Source organism: Alsobacter sp. P4_H11, assembly GCF_056400925.1.
In genome coordinates, this window is the sequence record NZ_JBFUKI010000007.1 from 160,176 (window position 1) to 176,496 (window position 16,321).

At 68.0% G+C, this 16,321-nt stretch carries 18 protein-coding genes; 16 read left to right on the forward strand and 2 right to left on the reverse strand.

Features of this window, described 5'->3' with window-relative positions; all coding sequences use genetic code 11:
* The first annotated feature begins 39 nt into the window (after positions 1 to 39).
* From ruvC to AC1DSZ_RS14230, 12 genes are all read left to right on the forward strand, one after another.
* Complete coding sequence (gene ruvC, locus AC1DSZ_RS14175; protein ID WP_476838994.1) at positions 40 to 561, forward strand: crossover junction endodeoxyribonuclease RuvC; 522 nt, start codon at positions 40 to 42, stop codon at positions 559 to 561.
* A gap of 18 nt (positions 562 to 579) precedes the next feature.
* The gene (gene ruvA / locus AC1DSZ_RS14180; protein WP_476838995.1) at positions 580 to 1,197 is read left to right on the forward strand and encodes a Holliday junction branch migration protein RuvA; all 618 of its coding nucleotides are present in this window, start codon (positions 580 to 582) and stop codon (positions 1,195 to 1,197) included.
* A 10-nt stretch (positions 1,198 to 1,207) separates the two neighbouring features.
* Positions 1,208 to 2,257: a Holliday junction branch migration DNA helicase RuvB gene (ruvB, locus tag AC1DSZ_RS14185; RefSeq protein ID WP_476838996.1), complete on the forward strand. Its 1,050-nt coding sequence runs from the start codon at positions 1,208 to 1,210 to the stop codon at positions 2,255 to 2,257.
* Positions 2,258 to 2,623: 366 nt separating this feature from the next.
* On the forward strand, positions 2,624 to 2,914 hold the full coding sequence (locus AC1DSZ_RS14190) for a type II toxin-antitoxin system RelE/ParE family toxin (RefSeq protein ID WP_476838997.1): 291 nt from the start codon (positions 2,624 to 2,626) through the stop codon (positions 2,912 to 2,914).
* The gene (gene ybgC / locus AC1DSZ_RS14195) at positions 2,911 to 3,348 is read left to right on the forward strand and encodes a tol-pal system-associated acyl-CoA thioesterase (protein WP_476838998.1); all 438 of its coding nucleotides are present in this window, start codon (positions 2,911 to 2,913) and stop codon (positions 3,346 to 3,348) included. The genes AC1DSZ_RS14190 and ybgC overlap by 4 nt, the downstream gene beginning before the upstream one ends.
* A gap of 185 nt (positions 3,349 to 3,533) precedes the next feature.
* The gene (tolQ, locus tag AC1DSZ_RS14200; RefSeq protein WP_476838999.1) at positions 3,534 to 4,247 is read left to right on the forward strand and encodes a protein TolQ; all 714 of its coding nucleotides are present in this window, start codon (positions 3,534 to 3,536) and stop codon (positions 4,245 to 4,247) included.
* Positions 4,248 to 4,272: 25 nt separating this feature from the next.
* Entirely contained in the window at positions 4,273 to 4,740 is a 468-nt protein-coding gene (gene tolR, locus AC1DSZ_RS14205) for a protein TolR (protein WP_476839000.1), read from the forward strand.
* A gap of 12 nt (positions 4,741 to 4,752) precedes the next feature.
* A complete protein-coding gene (gene tolA, locus AC1DSZ_RS14210) occupies positions 4,753 to 6,117 on the forward strand; it encodes a cell envelope integrity protein TolA (RefSeq protein ID WP_476839001.1) in 1,365 nt (454 codons plus the stop codon).
* Between the two features lie 49 nt (positions 6,118 to 6,166).
* The gene (gene tolB, locus AC1DSZ_RS14215) at positions 6,167 to 7,519 is read left to right on the forward strand and encodes a Tol-Pal system beta propeller repeat protein TolB (protein WP_476839002.1); all 1,353 of its coding nucleotides are present in this window, start codon (positions 6,167 to 6,169) and stop codon (positions 7,517 to 7,519) included.
* A 98-nt stretch (positions 7,520 to 7,617) separates the two neighbouring features.
* Entirely contained in the window at positions 7,618 to 8,214 is a 597-nt protein-coding gene (locus AC1DSZ_RS14220; protein ID WP_188519443.1) for a LemA family protein, read from the forward strand.
* Positions 8,215 to 8,219: 5 nt separating this feature from the next.
* A complete protein-coding gene (locus tag AC1DSZ_RS14225; protein ID WP_476839003.1) occupies positions 8,220 to 9,014 on the forward strand; it encodes a TPM domain-containing protein in 795 nt (264 codons plus the stop codon).
* Positions 9,014 to 9,631, forward strand: a complete 618-nt coding sequence (locus tag AC1DSZ_RS14230; RefSeq protein WP_476839004.1) for a TPM domain-containing protein — start codon at positions 9,014 to 9,016, stop codon at positions 9,629 to 9,631. Before AC1DSZ_RS14225 ends, AC1DSZ_RS14230 begins: the two co-directional genes overlap by 1 nt.
* Position 9,632: 1 nt before the next feature.
* Here the strand turns inward: AC1DSZ_RS14230 and AC1DSZ_RS14235 are convergent, their stop codons facing one another.
* Together AC1DSZ_RS14235 and acnA are read right to left on the reverse strand one after the other, a co-directional pair.
* Positions 9,633 to 10,373: a DUF1223 domain-containing protein gene (locus AC1DSZ_RS14235; RefSeq protein ID WP_476839005.1), complete on the reverse strand. Its 741-nt coding sequence runs from the start codon at positions 10,371 to 10,373 to the stop codon at positions 9,633 to 9,635.
* Between the two features lie 151 nt (positions 10,374 to 10,524).
* Entirely contained in the window at positions 10,525 to 13,239 is a 2,715-nt protein-coding gene (gene acnA / locus AC1DSZ_RS14240) for an aconitate hydratase AcnA (protein WP_476839006.1), read from the reverse strand.
* A 193-nt stretch (positions 13,240 to 13,432) separates the two neighbouring features.
* Here acnA and ccmA point away from each other — a divergent pair, with 193 nt between their 5' ends.
* From ccmA to AC1DSZ_RS14260, 4 genes are all read left to right on the forward strand, one after another.
* A complete protein-coding gene (gene ccmA, locus AC1DSZ_RS14245) occupies positions 13,433 to 14,032 on the forward strand; it encodes a heme ABC exporter ATP-binding protein CcmA (RefSeq protein ID WP_476839007.1) in 600 nt (199 codons plus the stop codon).
* Positions 14,029 to 14,700, forward strand: a complete 672-nt coding sequence (ccmB, locus tag AC1DSZ_RS14250; protein ID WP_476839008.1) for a heme exporter protein CcmB — start codon at positions 14,029 to 14,031, stop codon at positions 14,698 to 14,700. The genes ccmA and ccmB overlap by 4 nt, the downstream gene beginning before the upstream one ends.
* A gap of 184 nt (positions 14,701 to 14,884) precedes the next feature.
* The gene (locus tag AC1DSZ_RS14255) at positions 14,885 to 15,037 is read left to right on the forward strand and encodes an aa3-type cytochrome c oxidase subunit IV (RefSeq protein ID WP_476839009.1); all 153 of its coding nucleotides are present in this window, start codon (positions 14,885 to 14,887) and stop codon (positions 15,035 to 15,037) included.
* A 98-nt stretch (positions 15,038 to 15,135) separates the two neighbouring features.
* Positions 15,136 to 16,314, forward strand: a complete 1,179-nt coding sequence (locus tag AC1DSZ_RS14260) for a Re/Si-specific NAD(P)(+) transhydrogenase subunit alpha (protein WP_476839010.1) — start codon at positions 15,136 to 15,138, stop codon at positions 16,312 to 16,314.
* Positions 16,315 to 16,321 lie beyond the last annotated feature (7 nt).

The following is a 16,321-nucleotide window of genomic DNA, read 5'->3' on the forward strand; positions in this document are numbered from 1 at the left end:
CACTGGCGGCGCAGCCTGCGCTCGGGCTAACTCGCCTGCATGAGCATCCAGGCGATTCGCATCCTCGGCATCGACCCCGGCCTCCGCAACACGGGATGGGGCGTGGTCGACACCTTGGGCTCGCGCCTGAGCTTCGTCGCCTGCGGCTCCGTTCACTCGGATGGCAAGCTGACGCTCGCCGATCGCCTGCGCCAGTTGCACGAGCAACTCGCCGAGGTGATTCACGCGCATCAGCCTGACGAGTGCGCCGTGGAGGAAACCTTCGTCAACAAGGACGCCCGCGCGACCTTGAAGCTCGGGCACGCGCGCGGCATCGCGCTGCTGGCGCCGGCGCAGGCCGGGATTTCGGTGGCCGAATACGCCCCGAACCTGGTGAAGAAGACCATCGTGGGGGCCGGCCACGCCGAAAAAGACCAGATCCACATGATGGTGCGCGTGCTGCTGCCCCGGTGCGACCCTCAATCCGCTGACGCCGCCGACGCGCTCGCGGTAGCGCTCACCCATGCCCAGCACCGCGGCGCCCGCGCGCTGGAAGCCGCCGTGCTGGCGCGGGCGCGCTGAGAATGCTGGAATAGGGCGATGATCGGGAAGCTCAAAGGCACCGTCGACAGCTATGGCGAGGACTCCATCGTCCTCGACGTTCATGGCGTCGGCTACGTGGTGCAGTGCTCGGCCAAGACGCTCGGCGCCCTGCCGGCGGCCGGCGAAGCCGTGGTGCTCTCCATTGAGACGCAGGTGCGCGAGGACGCCATCCGGCTGTTCGGTTTCCGCACCGACCAGGAGCGCGAGTGGTTTCGCCTTCTGCAGTCCGTGCAGGGGGTGGGGGCCAAGGTGGCGCTCGCCATTCTGTCGGTGCTCGACGGCGGCGCGCTCGCGACCGCGATCGGCACGCAGGACAAAGCCGCCGTGGCCCGCGCGCCGGGCGTCGGCCCCAAGCTGGCGGCCCGCATAGTCGCCGAACTCAAGGACAAGGCCCCCGGCCTCGGCTCCCTCGATCCCGCCCTGGTGCGCCTCGCCGGCGCGGTGGAGGACCGCACGGCGCCCAAGCCCGTGGCGGACGCAGTGTCGGCGCTGGTGAACCTCGGCTACGCCCAGGCGCAGGCTTCAGCCGCCGTGGCCGCCGCGCTGAAGAACGGCGGCGAGGGCGCGGAGGTGCCGCAGCTCATTCGGCTCGGGCTGCGGGAGTTGGCGCGGTGAGGGCTGACGCATGGTGACGCCGCCGCCCCGCCGCCTCGTGCAGGCTGAAAAGCGCGAGGACGATATCGAAACCTCGATCCGCCCGCTGGTTCTGGACGACTTTGTCGGCCAGGCCGCGGCCCGCGCCAACATGAAGGTGTTCATCGAGGCCGCGAAGGCGCGGCGCGAGGCGCTGGACCATGTGCTCTTCGTCGGCCCGCCCGGGCTCGGCAAGACCACGCTGGCGCAGATCGTGGCGCGCGAGCTCGGCGTCAATTTCCGCTCCACATCCGGCCCGGTGATCGCCAAGGCGGGCGACCTCGCCGCCCAGCTCACCAATCTCGAAGAGCGCGACGTGCTCTTCATCGACGAGATCCACCGCCTCAACCCGGCCGTGGAGGAAATCCTCTACCCCGCCATGGAGGACTATCAGCTCGATCTCATCATCGGCGAAGGCCCGGCCGCTCGCTCGGTGAAGATCGACCTCGCCAAGTTCACCCTCGTGGGCGCCACCACCCGCGCCGGCCTGCTGACGACGCCGCTGCGCGACCGCTTCGGCATCCCGATCCGGCTGAACTTCTACACCGTGGACGAGCTGGAGCTCATCGTCAGCCGCGGCGCGCGCGTGCTCGGCTTCAACATGGCCCCGGACGGCGCCAACGAGATTGCCAAGCGCGCTCGCGGCACGCCGCGCATCGCCGGCCGCCTGCTCCGCCGCGTGCGCGATTTCGCCATCGTGGACGGCGCCGAGACGGTGACGCGGGCCGTCGCCGACAAGGCGCTTAAGCTGCTCGACGTGGACGCGATCGGCCTCGACATGATGGACCGGCGCTACCTCGAAATGGTGGCCGTGAACTTCGGCGGCGGCCCCGTCGGCATCGAGACCATCGCGGCGGCGCTCTCCGAGCCGCGCGACGCCATCGAGGACATCATCGAGCCCTACCTGCTGCAGCAGGGCTTCCTCCAGCGCACGCCCCGCGGCCGGCTGCTGACCCCGCAGGCGTTCAGGCATCTGGGGCTGGCCGAGCCCCGCAACGGGCCGGCGCAGTTCGGCCTGTTTGTCGAGGGCGGGGAAGACTGAGCCTGCAACCGGCGGACGCTGGTGGGTTGTGTGACGCGGTTGCGATGATGAACGACCGCAGCAAGGACCGCCGCCGTGATTTCCTCGCCCCACTTCGCCCCCGGGCCATCCGCCTCGCCTGTCGAGACGATTTCGGCTACGCTGCCAGACATGGACACGGCCAAACAACGCGCCTTGACTGCCCTCGATGCTTTGCATCCTTCAATGCAAGCTCGGGAGGCCGAGCGCTTGGAGACCTTGGCCACTCGCCTCGAAGTTGTGCGCCGCCTCGTTCAGGAGGGCCTCGATGATGCGGAGGCCGGCCGCGTATCCGATTGGGATCCCCTCACGCTCGGTGGCAAAGTGAAAGCGCGCCGGTAAGGCCCGATGCGCGTCAGACTGACTGACCGAGCGAACGCCGACTTACGTGCGGCGTACGCCTATCTGGCTGAGAGCAACAGCATTGCGGCAATACGCTTCGTCGACCGGATCGACAGGGCTTTTCGTTCGTTAAGCGAGCACCCCTACGCGGGACGTGAACGACCGGAACTTCAAAACGGCGTCCGCTCACTCGTATGCGGATGGCACGTGATCTTTTACGTCGTTCAAACCGGCCTCATCCTCGTCATCCGCGTCATTGACGGTCGCATGGATATCGACGCAGAGTTTCAGGCGTGACCACCCACACCCTCTCCATTCGCGTCTACTACGAAGACACCGACTTCTCCGGCGTCGTCTACCACGCTTCCTATCTGCGCTTCCTGGAGCGTGGCCGCACGGAGTTCATTCGCGATCTGGGTGTCGACCAGGCGCTGCTGCATGGCGACCACGGCTTCGGCTTCGTGGTGCGGCGCATGACCATCGACTGGCTGAAGCCCGCCCGCATGGATGACGTCGTGGTGGTCGAGACGAGCCCGGTCCGGCTGAAGGCCGCCAGCATGACGCTGAGCCAGCGCGTGATGCTCGGCGACGAGGTGCTGGTGACCGCCGAGGTGCTGATCGCCTCCGTGGTGCACGGTCGCCCGTCGCGCCTACCGGCGGACATCCGCCAGCGCATCACCGCCTCCGCGCAGGAAGCCGGCGTCGATGTCACCCGGAAGGCACGCCCGTAACCGGACGTTAACCCTGACGGGGCCTTAACTCGGAAACTCGAAGAGGCGCGGCTCTTGCAGGGCCCGCGCCCATAGTTTCGCCGGATTCCGGGACGACTTGACGCGGATCGCTTCAGGACTCTGCAGAAAGCACGTTCCGGCCGCTCGCCTTCAGGCGGGCCCGCAGGACGAAAGGACATTGGCCGATGAACCCGACCGACGTGATGGCGAGCGGTCTCGCCGCCCCGGAGATCTCCGTCTGGCACATGTTCTGGAACGCGAGCTTCGTGGTGAAGTTCGTGATGCTCGGCCTTCTGGCCGCGTCCGTCTGGTGCTGGGCGATCATCATCGACAAGACGCTGCTCTTTAATCGCACCCGCAAGGCCATGGACCGCTTCGAGGAAGTATTCTGGTCCGGCCAGTCGCTCGAAGAGCTCTACCGCATGCTGAACGAGCGGCAGACCAGCACCATGGCGGCCGTGTTCGTCGCGGCGATGCGGGAGTGGAAGCGCTCCTTCGAGGGCGCGGGCCGCTCCGTGATGGGGCTCAGCCAGCGCATCGACAAGGTGCTGGACGTCACCATCAACCGTGAGGTCGAGCGGCTGGAGTCGAAGCTCCTCGTGCTCGCCACCATCGGCTCGTCGGCGCCATTCATCGGGCTGTTCGGCACCGTCTGGGGCATCATGACGTCGTTCCGCTCCATCGCGGCCTCCAAGAACACCTCGCTGGCCGTCGTGGCGCCCGGCATCGCGGAGGCGCTGTTCGCCACCTCGATCGGCCTCTTCGCCGCTATCCCGGCCGTGATCGCGTACAACAAGCTCCAGGCGGAGGCCGCCAAGCAGCAGGCCCGCCTCGAGGGCTTCGCGGACGAGTTCTCGGCCATCCTGTCCCGCCAGATCGACGAGCGGATCGCCGCCTGAACCCCGCTCGCGAGGAGTTTCCCCCATGGCCATGTCGGTAGCCGGAGCAGGCTCGCAGGGCGGCCGTCGCCGCCGCGGCGGCAAGCGGCATCGCCCGATGTCGGACATCAACATGACGCCGTTCATCGACGTCATGCTGGTGCTGTTGATCATCTTCATGGTGGCGGCTCCGCTGCTCACTGCCGGCGTGCCGCTGGACCTGCCGCAGACCAAGGCGGCCGCGCTGAACATCGACAAGCAGCCGCTCACGATCTCCGTGAAGGCGGACGGCAAGGTCTTCCTGATGGAGACCGAGATCGGCCGCGACGAAATCGCCACCAAGCTCACCGCGGTCGCGCAGGCCAACCAGCGCGCCGGCCAGGACGAGCGCATCTATGTGCGGGCCGACAAGAGCGTGAACTACGGCCTCGTCGCCGACGTGATGTCGACCGTGACGGCGGCCGGCTACCGCAAGGTGGCGCTGCTGACCGATCCCACTCCGGCGGCGAAGTAAGGGCCGCGCCGCGTGAAATTCGACCGCTCCAGACCCGGCGCAATCATCTCCGGCATCGTCCATGTGGGCCTGCTGGGAGCGACGCTCGTGGCGTTCTCGGACACCAAGCCGTTCGAGGAACCCACCGAGGCGGTGCCGGTCGAGGTGATCAGCGAAGCCCAGCTTTCGCAGTTGATGAAGGGCGAGAAGACCGGCAAGGCGCAGCCGACGCCGAAGCCGCGCGTCGACAAGCTCGCGCAGGTCGAAGACCTGAAGCCCGAGACGCAGACGCCCGAGTTGAAGCGCGACGTGCCCGCGCCGACAGCCGCCGCCGCCGAGCCTGTGCCGACACCGCCCGAGCGTCCGCGCGACACCCAGGCGGAGGCGGACGCCAAGACCGCCGCCGAAGCCGCCAAGGCCGCGGAAGCCGCAAAGGCTGCTGAAGCGGCCAAGGCCGCTGAGGCCAAAGCCGCCGCTGACGCTCGCGCCAAGGCGGAAGCCGCCGCCAAGGCAGCAGCGGCCGACGCCGCCCAGAAAGCCGCCGACGCCAAGGCCCGCGCCGAAGCCGCCGCGCAGGCGAAGGCCGAGGAAGAGGCCCAGGAAGCGCTGGAACGCGCCGCGCAGGCCAAGGCCGAAGCCAAGGCTCAGGCCGACGCGAAGGCGCAAGCGGAAGCCAAAGCCCGCGAGGCGAAGGCCAAGGCTGACGCGGAAGCAAAGGCCAAAGCCGTCGCCCAGGCGAAAGCCGAGGCCGAGGCTGAGGCCCGCCAGGAAGCCGCCGACGCCAAGCGCAAGGAAGAGGCCCGCCTCAGGGCCGAGCAGGAGGCCAAGATCCTGGCCGACATGCGCGCCCGCGAGAAGGCCGAGGACGAGAAGCGCAAGCAGGTGGAAGCCCGCCAACGCGAGGCCGAGCAGAAGAAGCTCGCCGCGCTCGCGGCCGCCAAGACGGAAAGCAAGTTCGACCCGTCCAACATCGAGAAGCTGCTTCAGTCCAAGGAAAAGCCGTCTCAGGCGGGCAGCACCGGCCGGGAGATCAACCGGACGGCTTCGCTGGGCGCTCCTAATGCGACCGGGCCAAAGCTCAGCCCCAGCCAGCGCGACGCTCTCGGCGCGCTCTTGAAGGAACAACTGGCCCAGTGCTGGAGCCCGCCTGCCGGCTCCGCCAACGCCGAGAACCTTCGGCCCAAGATCAAGATGGTGCTGAACCAGGACGGCTCGCTCTCCGGCGCGCCCAGCATCGCCAACAGCTCGAGCGATCCGGCCTTCGGCCCGATGGCGGAGAGCGCCGTGCGCGCCATCCGCAAATGCGCGCCGTTCAAGATCCCCGCCCAGTACGCGCCGACCTTCAACGACTGGCGTGACTGGAGCATCACTTTCGACGCCAAGGAGATGCTGAGCTGACGCTCGGTGGTCCAGCGCCCTCCCCTGACTCACAACAACGGTTCTGCCGATGTCCCTTTTCGATCCCGACTTTCTTCGCGGCGCGCCGCTCCTGAACCGCCGCACCGCGCTGCTCGGCGCGGCGAGCGTCGCCGCCACGGCCGCGCTGGGCGCGAGCGGCGCTCAGGCGGAGATCTCCATCACGGTCGACCGCGGCTCGTTTCAGCCGATGCCCATCGCGATCACGGATTTCGGCGGGGCGGATCCGAACCTCGGCGCCCAGATCTCGGCGGTCATCACCAACAACCTCAAGCGTTCGGGCGTCTTCGCGCCGATCGACAAGAAGGCTTTCGTCGAGAAGACCGCCAGCATGGACGCGGCGCCGCAGTTCGACAGCTGGAAGGTCATCAACGCCCAGGCGCTGGTCACCGGCCGCGTGATCCGTGATCCGTCCGGGCGGCTCAAGGCGGAGTTCCGGCTGTGGGACGTGTTCGCCGGCCAGCAGCTCATCGGCCAGCAATACTTCACCGACCCGAACAACTGGCGTCGCGTCGCCCACATCATCTCGGATGCCATTTACGTGCGGCTGACCGGCGACAAGGGCTTCTTCGATAGCCGCGTCGTGTTCGTGGACGAGACCGGCCCCAAGGATAACCGCAAGAAGCGCCTGGCCATCATGGACCAGGACGGCGCCAACGTGCGCTACTTGACACGCGGCGACGATCTCGTGGTCACGCCGCGTTTCTCGCCGTCCAGCCAGGAAGTGACATACATGTCCTTCGGCAACGGTGACCCGCGCGTCTACCTGCTCAACATCGAGACCGGCCAGCGCGAAGTCGTCGGCAACTTCCCCGGCATGACCTTCGCGCCGCGCTTCTCGCCCGACGGGCAGAAGATCGTGATGAGCCTCAGCCAGGGCTCCTCGTCCAACATCTTCGTCATGGACCTGCGCTCGCGCACCACGACCCGGCTGACCGACTCCACCGCAATCGACACGTCGCCGTCCCTATCGCCGGACGGCGCGCAGATGGTGTTCGAGTCCGACCGCGGCGGCGCCCCGCAGATCTACCTGATGTCGGCCGGCGGCGGCCCCGCCAAGCGCATCAGCTTCGGCGAGGGGCGCTATTCCACCCCGGTCTGGTCGCCGCGCGGCGACTACATCGCTTTCACCAAGCAGAAGGGCGGCACGTTCGCGATCGGCATCATGAAGCCGGACGGATCGGGCGAGCGCATCCTCACCGAAGGCTTCCACAACGAGGGCCCGACCTGGGCGCCGAATGGCCGCTACCTGATGTTCTTCCGCGACGCGGGCGGCAGCGGCGGGGCCAAGGTCTTCATGGTGGATATCACCGGCAGGGTCGAGGTTCCGGTGCCGTCTCCGGGCTTCGCGTCGGATCCGGCCTGGGGTCCGCTTCTGAATTGATCCTTTCGGCCAAGGTCGCGTTTCCATTCCGCTTCGCGATGCCTACATTGCGAGCGGGCGCCGGACCCCCATCCGGCCTTCGCGATCGAGGATACGCCATGGCCTTTCTTCCCCGCCTCCGCGCCGCCGCGGCCGCCCTGGTGGTCGGGCTCACGCTTTCGGCGTGCGGCATCAACAATGTGCCGACGCTCGAGGAGCAGGCCAAGGGCGCCTGGAGCGAGGTGCAGAACCAGTACCAGCGCCGCGCCGACCTGATCCCGAACCTGGTCGAGACCGTGAAGGGCTACGCCAAGCAGGAGCAGGACACGCTGACCAAGGTCACCGAGGCCCGCGCCAAGGCGACCTCGATCAAGGTCGACGCCAGCACGATCACGGATCCGGAGAAATTCAAGCAGTTCCAGGACGCCCAGAACCAGCTCTCGGGCGCGCTGGGCCGGCTGATCGCCGTGAGCGAGGCCTATCCGGACCTGAAGTCGAACCAGAACTTCCTGGCTTTGCAATCGCAGCTGGAAGGCACCGAGAACCGCATCGCGGTGGCGCGGCGCGACTACATCGGCACGGTGCGGGCCTATAACACCGAGCTGCGCACCATTCCGGGCCGCTGGATCGCGGCGATCTTCTACCCGTCGGCCAAACCGATGGAGACCTTCACCACCGCGCCCGAGAACCAGGCCGCGCCCAAGGTGACGTTCTGAGCCCCATGCGCGGCAAGGCGGCGACGATCGGGACGGCGGCGCTCGTCGCCCTCCTGCTCGGCGTGGCGGCCGCATGGGCCGCCCTCACCTTTCCGCAGCTGACCGGGCGGGTGGTCGACGGCGCCAACATCCTGGCCCCCGACGCGCGCCAGCGCATCGAAGCCAAGCTCAAGGCGCACGAGGACAAGACCTCGGACCAGATCGTGGTCGCGACCGTGACGTCGTTGCAGGGCACGAGCGTCGAGGACTACGCCAATCAGCTCTTCCGGACGTGGAAGCTCGGAGAAGCCAAGACCAACAACGGCGTGCTGCTACTGGTCGCCCCCAACGAGCGCAAGGTCCGCATCGAGGTGGGCTACGGCCTGGAAGGCGCGCTCACGGATGCGCTCTCCAAGGTGATCATCACCACGGCCGTCGCGCCCAAATTCAAGTCCGGCGACTACGCCGGCGGGATCGAGGGCGGCGTCGACGCGATCGTGTCCATTCTCACCGGCGACGCCGAGGAGTGGCAGCGCCGCGCCGAAGTTCGCGCCACCGAGCAGCCCGCGCCAGACGACTGGATTTTCACCGCGATCGTGATCGCGTTCATCCTGTTCATTCTCTGGCGCATGATGACGGGCGGTGGCCAGGGCGGCGGCGGACGCATGCATCGCAGCCGGGGCGGCAACTGGATCGTGATCCCGAGCTCCGGCGGGTTTTCGGGCGGCGGCTGGTCCGGCGGCGGCGGTTTTGGCGGAGGCGGCGGCTTCTCGGGCGGGGGAGGCTCGTCCGGCGGCGGCGGCGCCTCGGGAGATTGGTGATGCGGCGCCTCCTGACACCGGCCGATCATGCGCGGCTCGACGCAGCGATCCGGGCCGCCGAGGCGCGCACGGACGCCGAGATCGTATGCGTGGTCGCGCGTCACGCCAGCGACTGGCGCTTCATTCCGATCGTGTACGCGGCCGCGGCGGCGCTGATTGCGCCGTGGCTCCTGCTCGCCGCCACGCGCTGGGACATCCCGGTCATTTTGGCGATCCAGCTCGGCGTGTTCGCTGCTCTGCTTGCGATCCTCTCATGGGCGCCTCTGCGCTACAGGCTCGTCCCCCGCCCGGCGGCGCGCCGTCGCGCCCATCAGGCGGCGGCCGAGCAGTTTGTGGTGCGCGGGCTGGGGAGGACAGAGGGCCGCACGGGCGTGCTGATCTTCGTCGCGGTCGCGGAGCGCTATGCCTGCGTAATCCCGGACTCAGCCGTGGAAGCCGCCGTACCCGCCGAAGTCTGGCGCAAGGCTGTCGATCTCCTGATCGAGCGGCTTAGGGCGGGCGAGCCGGCGGCCGGGCTGGAAGCCGCAGTCGCAACCTGCGCGGACGCGCTCGCGGCCCATCGCCCGCCAAAAGCCGGCGACAGGAACGAGCTGCCGAACGCGGTGATCGAGTATTGAACTAGAGGCCCGGGCCCTTGGCGGCGCCCAGGATTACGCCGGGCCGCCCGACGGTGCCGGTTTGCAGCAGCACCACGTAGCTGTCGGCATCGCGCGTCTGCGCGAGCGCGGCCGCGACGTCGAAGGTGGCGGCCTGGCCCTTCCACGTGCCCACCGGCAACACGCTGCGGGCGACGTTCACATAGGTAACCGCCTTGCCCTTGTTCTCGCCCCGCGTGATCGACACGTCGCAACGCTTGCGCACCGGCACGAGATAGACCCCGGCCTCCGCGTCGGCCGCTCCGGCGCCGACGGAAATCCGGATCGTGCCGGCCGCGGTCTCGACCGACACCGGCACCGTCATCGCGCCCTTGCCGCGCGACGCCGCCTCGGCCTGCGCGACCGCGCCGGGATCGGAGCCGATCGCATGCGCGACGCCGTCCACAACCGCCTGGGGCGTGTAGACCTGCCGGTCGCCGCGCTGCTCGCCGTAGCCGCGCTGGCGCGACGTGAAGGCGTGGTCGGCCAGCGTGTCCTTCCAGCCGAGATAATCCCAGTAGTCGATCGGCATCGACACCGCGACGAGGGTCGGATCCTGCGCGAACTCGGCCATCAGCTTGTCGGCCGGCGGGCACGAGGAACAGCCCTGGCTGGTGAACAGCTCCACCACGGCGCGCGGCTGCGGCGCCGCCTGCGCAATCGCCGCGGAGGCGCAAAGGCCTGCCGCGACGGCGAGGATCGACAGGCTGCTGGCGTGCTTCAAAACCGTGGTCCTCTCCGATGTTGAACGGACGATACGCCCCGCCCGGTTACGAGGAAACTCACGTTGGCTTGAATTGCGCTCACGAAAAAGCCGCCGGGTGCGCCGGCGGCCTCTTCTCACTCCGGGTCGGCGCCGCGACGGCGCCGCGCGATCAGGCCGCGAGGCTGCGCAGCACGTACTGCAGGATGCCGCCGTTGCGATAATACTCGAGCTCGTCGAGCGTATCGATCCGGCAGATCAGCGGCACCTTCACGGTCTTGCCGTCCGCGTAGGTGATCTCGGCTTCCATCTTCTGGCGCGGCTTCAGGTCGCCCTGCAGGCCCCGGATGGTGACCGTCTCGTCGCCCGTCATGCCGAGCGTCTGCCACGAGGTGCCCTCCTCGAACACGAGCGGAACGACGCCCATGCCGACCAGGTTCGAGCGGTGGATGCGCTCGAAGGATTGCGCCACAACGGCGCGGACGCCGAGCAGCACGGTTCCCTTCGCGGCCCAGTCGCGCGAGGAGCCGGTGCCGTATTCCTTGCCGGCGAACACCACCAGCGGAACGCCCGCCTCCTTGTACTTCATGGCGGCGTCGTAGATCGGCAATTGCTCGCCGCCCGGGAAGTACTTGGTTACGCCGCCCTCGATGCCCGGCAGCATCTGGTTCTTGATGCGAATGTTGGCGAAGGTGCCGCGCATCATGATCTCATGATTGCCGCGGCGCGTGCCGTACTGGTTGAAGTCGGCGGGCGCGACCTGCCGCTCCATCAGGTACTTGCCGGCCGGCGAAGCCGCCTTGATCGATCCGGCCGGCGAGATGTGGTCGGTCGTAATCGAGTCCAGGAACAGGCCGATCACCCGGGCGTCGACGATGTCGGCGACGGGCTTGGGCTCCTTCTCCATGCCTTCGAAGTAGGGCGGGTTCTGCACGTAGGTGGACGACATGTTCCACTTGTAGGTCTTGCCGCCCTCGACCTGGATCTTCTGCCAGTGCTCGTCGCCCTTGAACACGTCCGCGTACTTGGACTTGAACAACGCCTTGGTCACCGTCTTCTGGATCAGCTCGTCGACTTCCTTGGAGGTCGGCCAGATGTCCTTCAGGTAGACGGGCTTGCCCTTCTTGTCGACGCCGAGCGGGTCCTTGGTGAGGTCGACCTGCATGGAGCCGGCCAGCGCATACGCGACCACGAGCGGCGGGGAAGCCAGGTAGTTCGCCCGCACGTCCGGGTTCACGCGGCCTTCGAAGTTGCGGTTGCCCGACAGCACCGAGGCGGCCACGACGTCGTTGTCGTTGATCGTCTTGGAAATCTCGGCCGGAAGCGGCCCCGAATTGCCGATGCAGGTCGTGCAGCCGAAGCCCACCAGGTTGAAGCCGAGCTGGTCGAGCGCGACCTGCAGGCCGGACTTGGACAGGTACTCGGCGACCACCTGCGAACCGGGAGCCAGCGAGGTCTTCACCCACGGTTTCACGGTGAGGCCCTTCTCCACCGCGTTGCGCGCCAGGATGCCGGCCGCCATCATGACGCCCGGGTTCGACGTGTTGGTGCAGGACGTGATGGCGGCGATCACGACGTCGCCATTGCCGAGGTCGAAGTTCTTGCCCTCGACCTTGTAGCGCGCCGACAGGTCGGCGGCCTTCTTGAACTCCGTGTCCAGCGCTGTCGCGAAGCCCGTCTTGGCTTCGGTGAGCAGCACGCGATCCTGCGGCCGCTTCGGGCCGGCGATGGACGGCTGCACGGTGCCGAGATCAAGCTCGAGCGTGTCGGTGAACACCGGGTCGGGGGCAGACCGCGAGCGGTACATGCCCTGCGCCTTGGCGTATTTCTCCACCAGCTCGACGCGCTCGGACTTGCGGCCCGAGGTCTCCAGGAAGGCCAGCGTCTCGCCGTCCACCGGGAAGAACCCGCAGGTCGCGCCATATTCGGGCGCCATGTTGGCGATGGTGGCGCGATCCGCCAGCGTCATGGCGCCGAGGCCCGAGCCGTAGAACTCCACGAACTTGCCGACCACGCCCTTGCGGCGCAGCAGCTGCGTGACCGTGAGCACCACGTCGGTGGCGGTGACGCCCTCGCGCGGCTTGCCGGTGAGCTTGAAGCCGATCACCTCGGGGATGAGCATCGAGATGGGCTGGCCCAGCATGGCCGCCTCGGCCTCGATGCCGCCGACGCCCCAGCCGAGCACCGCCATGCCGTTCACCATGGTGGTGTGCGAATCGGTGCCCACCAGCGTGTCCGGATACGCGACCTCGACGGTCTCGGTCTTGCCCTTGCCGTTGGAGACCTTCTCCTTCTTGGTCCAGACCGTCTGGGCCAGGTATTCGAGGTTCACCTGATGGCAGATGCCGGTGCCGGGCGGCACCACGCGGAAGTTTTCGAAGGCCTGCTGGCCCCAGCGCAGGAAGTTGTAACGCTCGCCGTTGCGGGCGTATTCGAGCTCGACGTTCTTCTCCAGCGCCTTCGGGGTGCCGAATTCGTCGACGATCACCGAGTGGTCGATCACGAGGTCGACCGGCACGAGCGGGTTGATCTTCTCGGGATCGCCGCCGAGCTTCGTCATGGCGTCGCGCAGCGCAGCCAGGTCGACCACGGCCGGAACGCCGGTGAAGTCCTGCATGAGCACGCGGGCGGGGCGGAAGGCGATTTCACGCTCGGCCTTGCCGCGCAGCGTCAGCCAGTCCGCGATGGACTTGATGTCTTCCTTCGTGACGGTGCGCCCGTCCTCGAAGCGGAGCAGGTTCTCCAGCAGGATTTTCAGCGAGACCGGGAGGCTGGAGATGCCTTCGAGGCCGTTCTGCTCGGCGTCCTTCAGCGAGTAGTAGACATAGGTCTTCTCGCCGACCTTGAGCTTCTTGCGGGATTTGAAGCTGTCGAGTGATTGCGTCACGGCGGGATCCTCTTGGGGTTCGGAAACGTGGTTCGGCCGGATTGCGTGAACACGCGCGCCGCCCCGGGGGTGCCCAGGTCCCCGCGCTGGATGAAAGCGCTCGGCGCAGCCGTCGCGCTTATAGATAATTTCCGCGCGACCCGCTACACGAACGAAAGTCGTTGAATCACGGATCAGAGGCCGCACGCGCGCAATGCGTCTCGTTGTCGAGAACCTCGCCTGTGAGCGCTCGGGCCGGCCGATCTTCTCAGGCGTCGGATTTGCGCTGGACGAAGGCCAGGCGCTCGCCGTCACGGGCCGCAACGGCGCCGGCAAGAGCACGCTCCTGCAGATTCTCGCCGGGCTCCTTGAGCCGGCCTCAGGCACAATCCTGCTGGACGGCGGCCATGACGAACGCACCCTCCCCGAACAGGCCCATTATGTCGGCCATCGCGACGCCCTGAAGCCGGCGCTCACGCCGTTGGAGGCGCTCGCGTTCTGGCAGGCCATGCTGGGCGAACCCTCGATGGCGCCCGACGACGCTCTCGACCGCCTCGACCTCGGGCACGCGGCCGACCTGCCCTGCGCTTATCTCTCGGCCGGCCAGCGCCGCCGGCTCGCGCTGGCGCGGCTGCTCGTGTCGGATCGCCCGGTCTGGCTCCTGGACGAGCCCACCTCCGCGCTGGACGCCGGATCGCAGGCGTTGTTCGCCGAACTGGTGGAGAGCCACCTCGAGCGCGGGGGCCTTGTGATCGCCGCCACCCATGCGCCGCTGGGCCTGCGGGAGGCCGCTACCATCCGGATCGGCGCATGACGTCGCCGCTTCTCGCCCTCGCCACCCGCGAATTTCGGCTCGCAGCCCGCATCGGCGGCGGCGGCGGAATGGGCCTCGTGTTCTTCCTGATCCTCGTCACGATCGTCCCTTTCGCGATCGGGCCGGACCTGAACCTGCTGTCGCGCATCGGCCCCGCCATCCTGTGGATCGCCGCGACGCTGGCGACCTTGCTGGGGCTCGACCGGCTGTTCCAGGCCGACGCCGAGGACGGATCGCTGGACCTGATCCGCATGAGCGAGACGCCGCTCGAACTGGTCGTGCTCGTGAAGGGCCTGGCGCATTGGGCCGCTACGGGGCTCCCCCTTGCGCTGGCTGCTCCGCTCTTCGGCTTGCTGCTGGCGCTGTCGCCGGACGCGATGGCGTCTGTCTGCGCGACCCTGCTGGTGGGAACGCCGGCCCTGACATTTATCGGCGCGATCGGGGCGGCGTTGACCGCGAGCCTGCGCCGCGGCGGGCTGGTCCTCTCCATTCTCGTGCTGCCCCTGATGATCCCCGTCCTGATCTTCGGCGTTTCGGCCGCGAACGCGGCGCTGGGCGGCACAGTGCCGTTCTGGACGCCGTTCCTGGTTCTCTGCGGGCTGAGCCTTTTCGCACTCGTCACCGGCGTCCTTGGCGCCGCGACCGCCATTCGCCTCGCCGCCGGCTAAAGCGGACTTGCGCCAGCCCTTCTGGCATGCCAGCTTTCGAACAAGAAAAGCAGTCGATCTGAACCGATTTAGATTTGATTGCGGAGAGGGATGAAACGGCCGGCTCGGATTGCGTCAAGGCCTTGCTTGCGCTACACGCGCAGGCTGGGACCACCCAATCCGAAACCTGAAAAATGAGGGCGAAATGGCTGATCACAACGTGGCGCATGCGGGCGGACATCCGGCGATGGATTATCCCGAGCACGAGCGCACCTACGGCATGTTCGTGAACCTCGCCAAGTACGGCACGATCGCGGTGATCGTCATCCTGATCGGCATGGCCATCTTCCTGCTCTGACCCTTCCACACCTCCTCAGGCGCGCGGCGTCCGCCTGGCGCAGCGCTCTCCTTTCTCACCGCGCGCCTGGCGCGCCGTAGGCCAGCGGAGTTCCCGCGATGCGTATCGCCGTGATTACCGAGACCGATCCGCATGAGGATCGCGTCGCCGCCACGCCGGAAACGGTGAAGAAACTCGCCGCACTCGGTGCGACGGTGTCGATCGAAAGCGGCGCCGGCCTCGCGTCCGGCGTCACGGACGCCGACTACCAGGCGGCAGGCGCCACCACGGCGCAAAGCGCCCAGGCGGCCCTCGCGGACGCCGACGTGGTGTTGAAGGTGCGTCGCCCCACGGCCGCCGAGGCCGGCCAGATGAAGCGCGGCGCGATCGTGCTCGCCATCATGGATCCCTACGGCAACGAAGCCGCGCTCCAGAGCATGGCCGACGCCGGGCTCTCCTCCTTCGCGATGGAGCTGATGCCGCGCATCACCCGCGCGCAGGTGATGGACGTGTTGTCGTCGCAGGCTAACCTCGCGGGCTACCGCGCCGTGATCGACGGGGCCGCCGAATATGGCCGCGCCCTGCCGATGATGATGACCGCCGCCGGCACCGTGCCGGCCGCCCGCATCTTCATCATGGGCGTCGGCGTCGCCGGCCTGCAGGCCATCGCGACCGCGCGGCGCCTCGGCGCCGTCGTGACCGCCACGGACGTGCGCCCGGCAACCAAGGAGCAGGTCGAATCGCTCGGCGCCAAGTTCCTGGCCGTGGAGGACGAGGAGTTCCTGCAGGCCCAGACCGCCGGCGGCTACGCCAAGGAGATGTCGAAGGACTACCAGGCCAAGCAGGCCGCGCTGGTGGCCTCGCACATCGCCAAGCAGGACATCGTCATCACGACGGCCCTGATCCCCGGCCGCCCCGCGCCCAAGCTCGTGACGGAGGACATGATCGCCTCCATGCGGCCCGGCTCCGTGCTGATCGACCTCGCGGTGGAGCGCGGCGGCAACGTTGCGCTGGCGAAGCCCGGCGAGATCGTGACGACGCCGAACGGCGTGAAGATCGTCGGCCACCTCAACGTGCCCGGCCGCCTGGCTGCGACGTCGTCGAGCCTCTACAGCAAGAACCTCTTCAACTTCCTCGAGACCATGATCGACAAGGCGTCGAAGGCGCTCGCCGTGAAGTGGGACGACGAGCTCGTGAAGGCCACGAACCTGACGCGCGACGGCGCGGTGGTTCACCCCAATTTCATGCCGAAAGCCCCTGACCCCGCGCCGGTCGCGCCCGCGACGCCGTCGGCCTGAGGAGGAT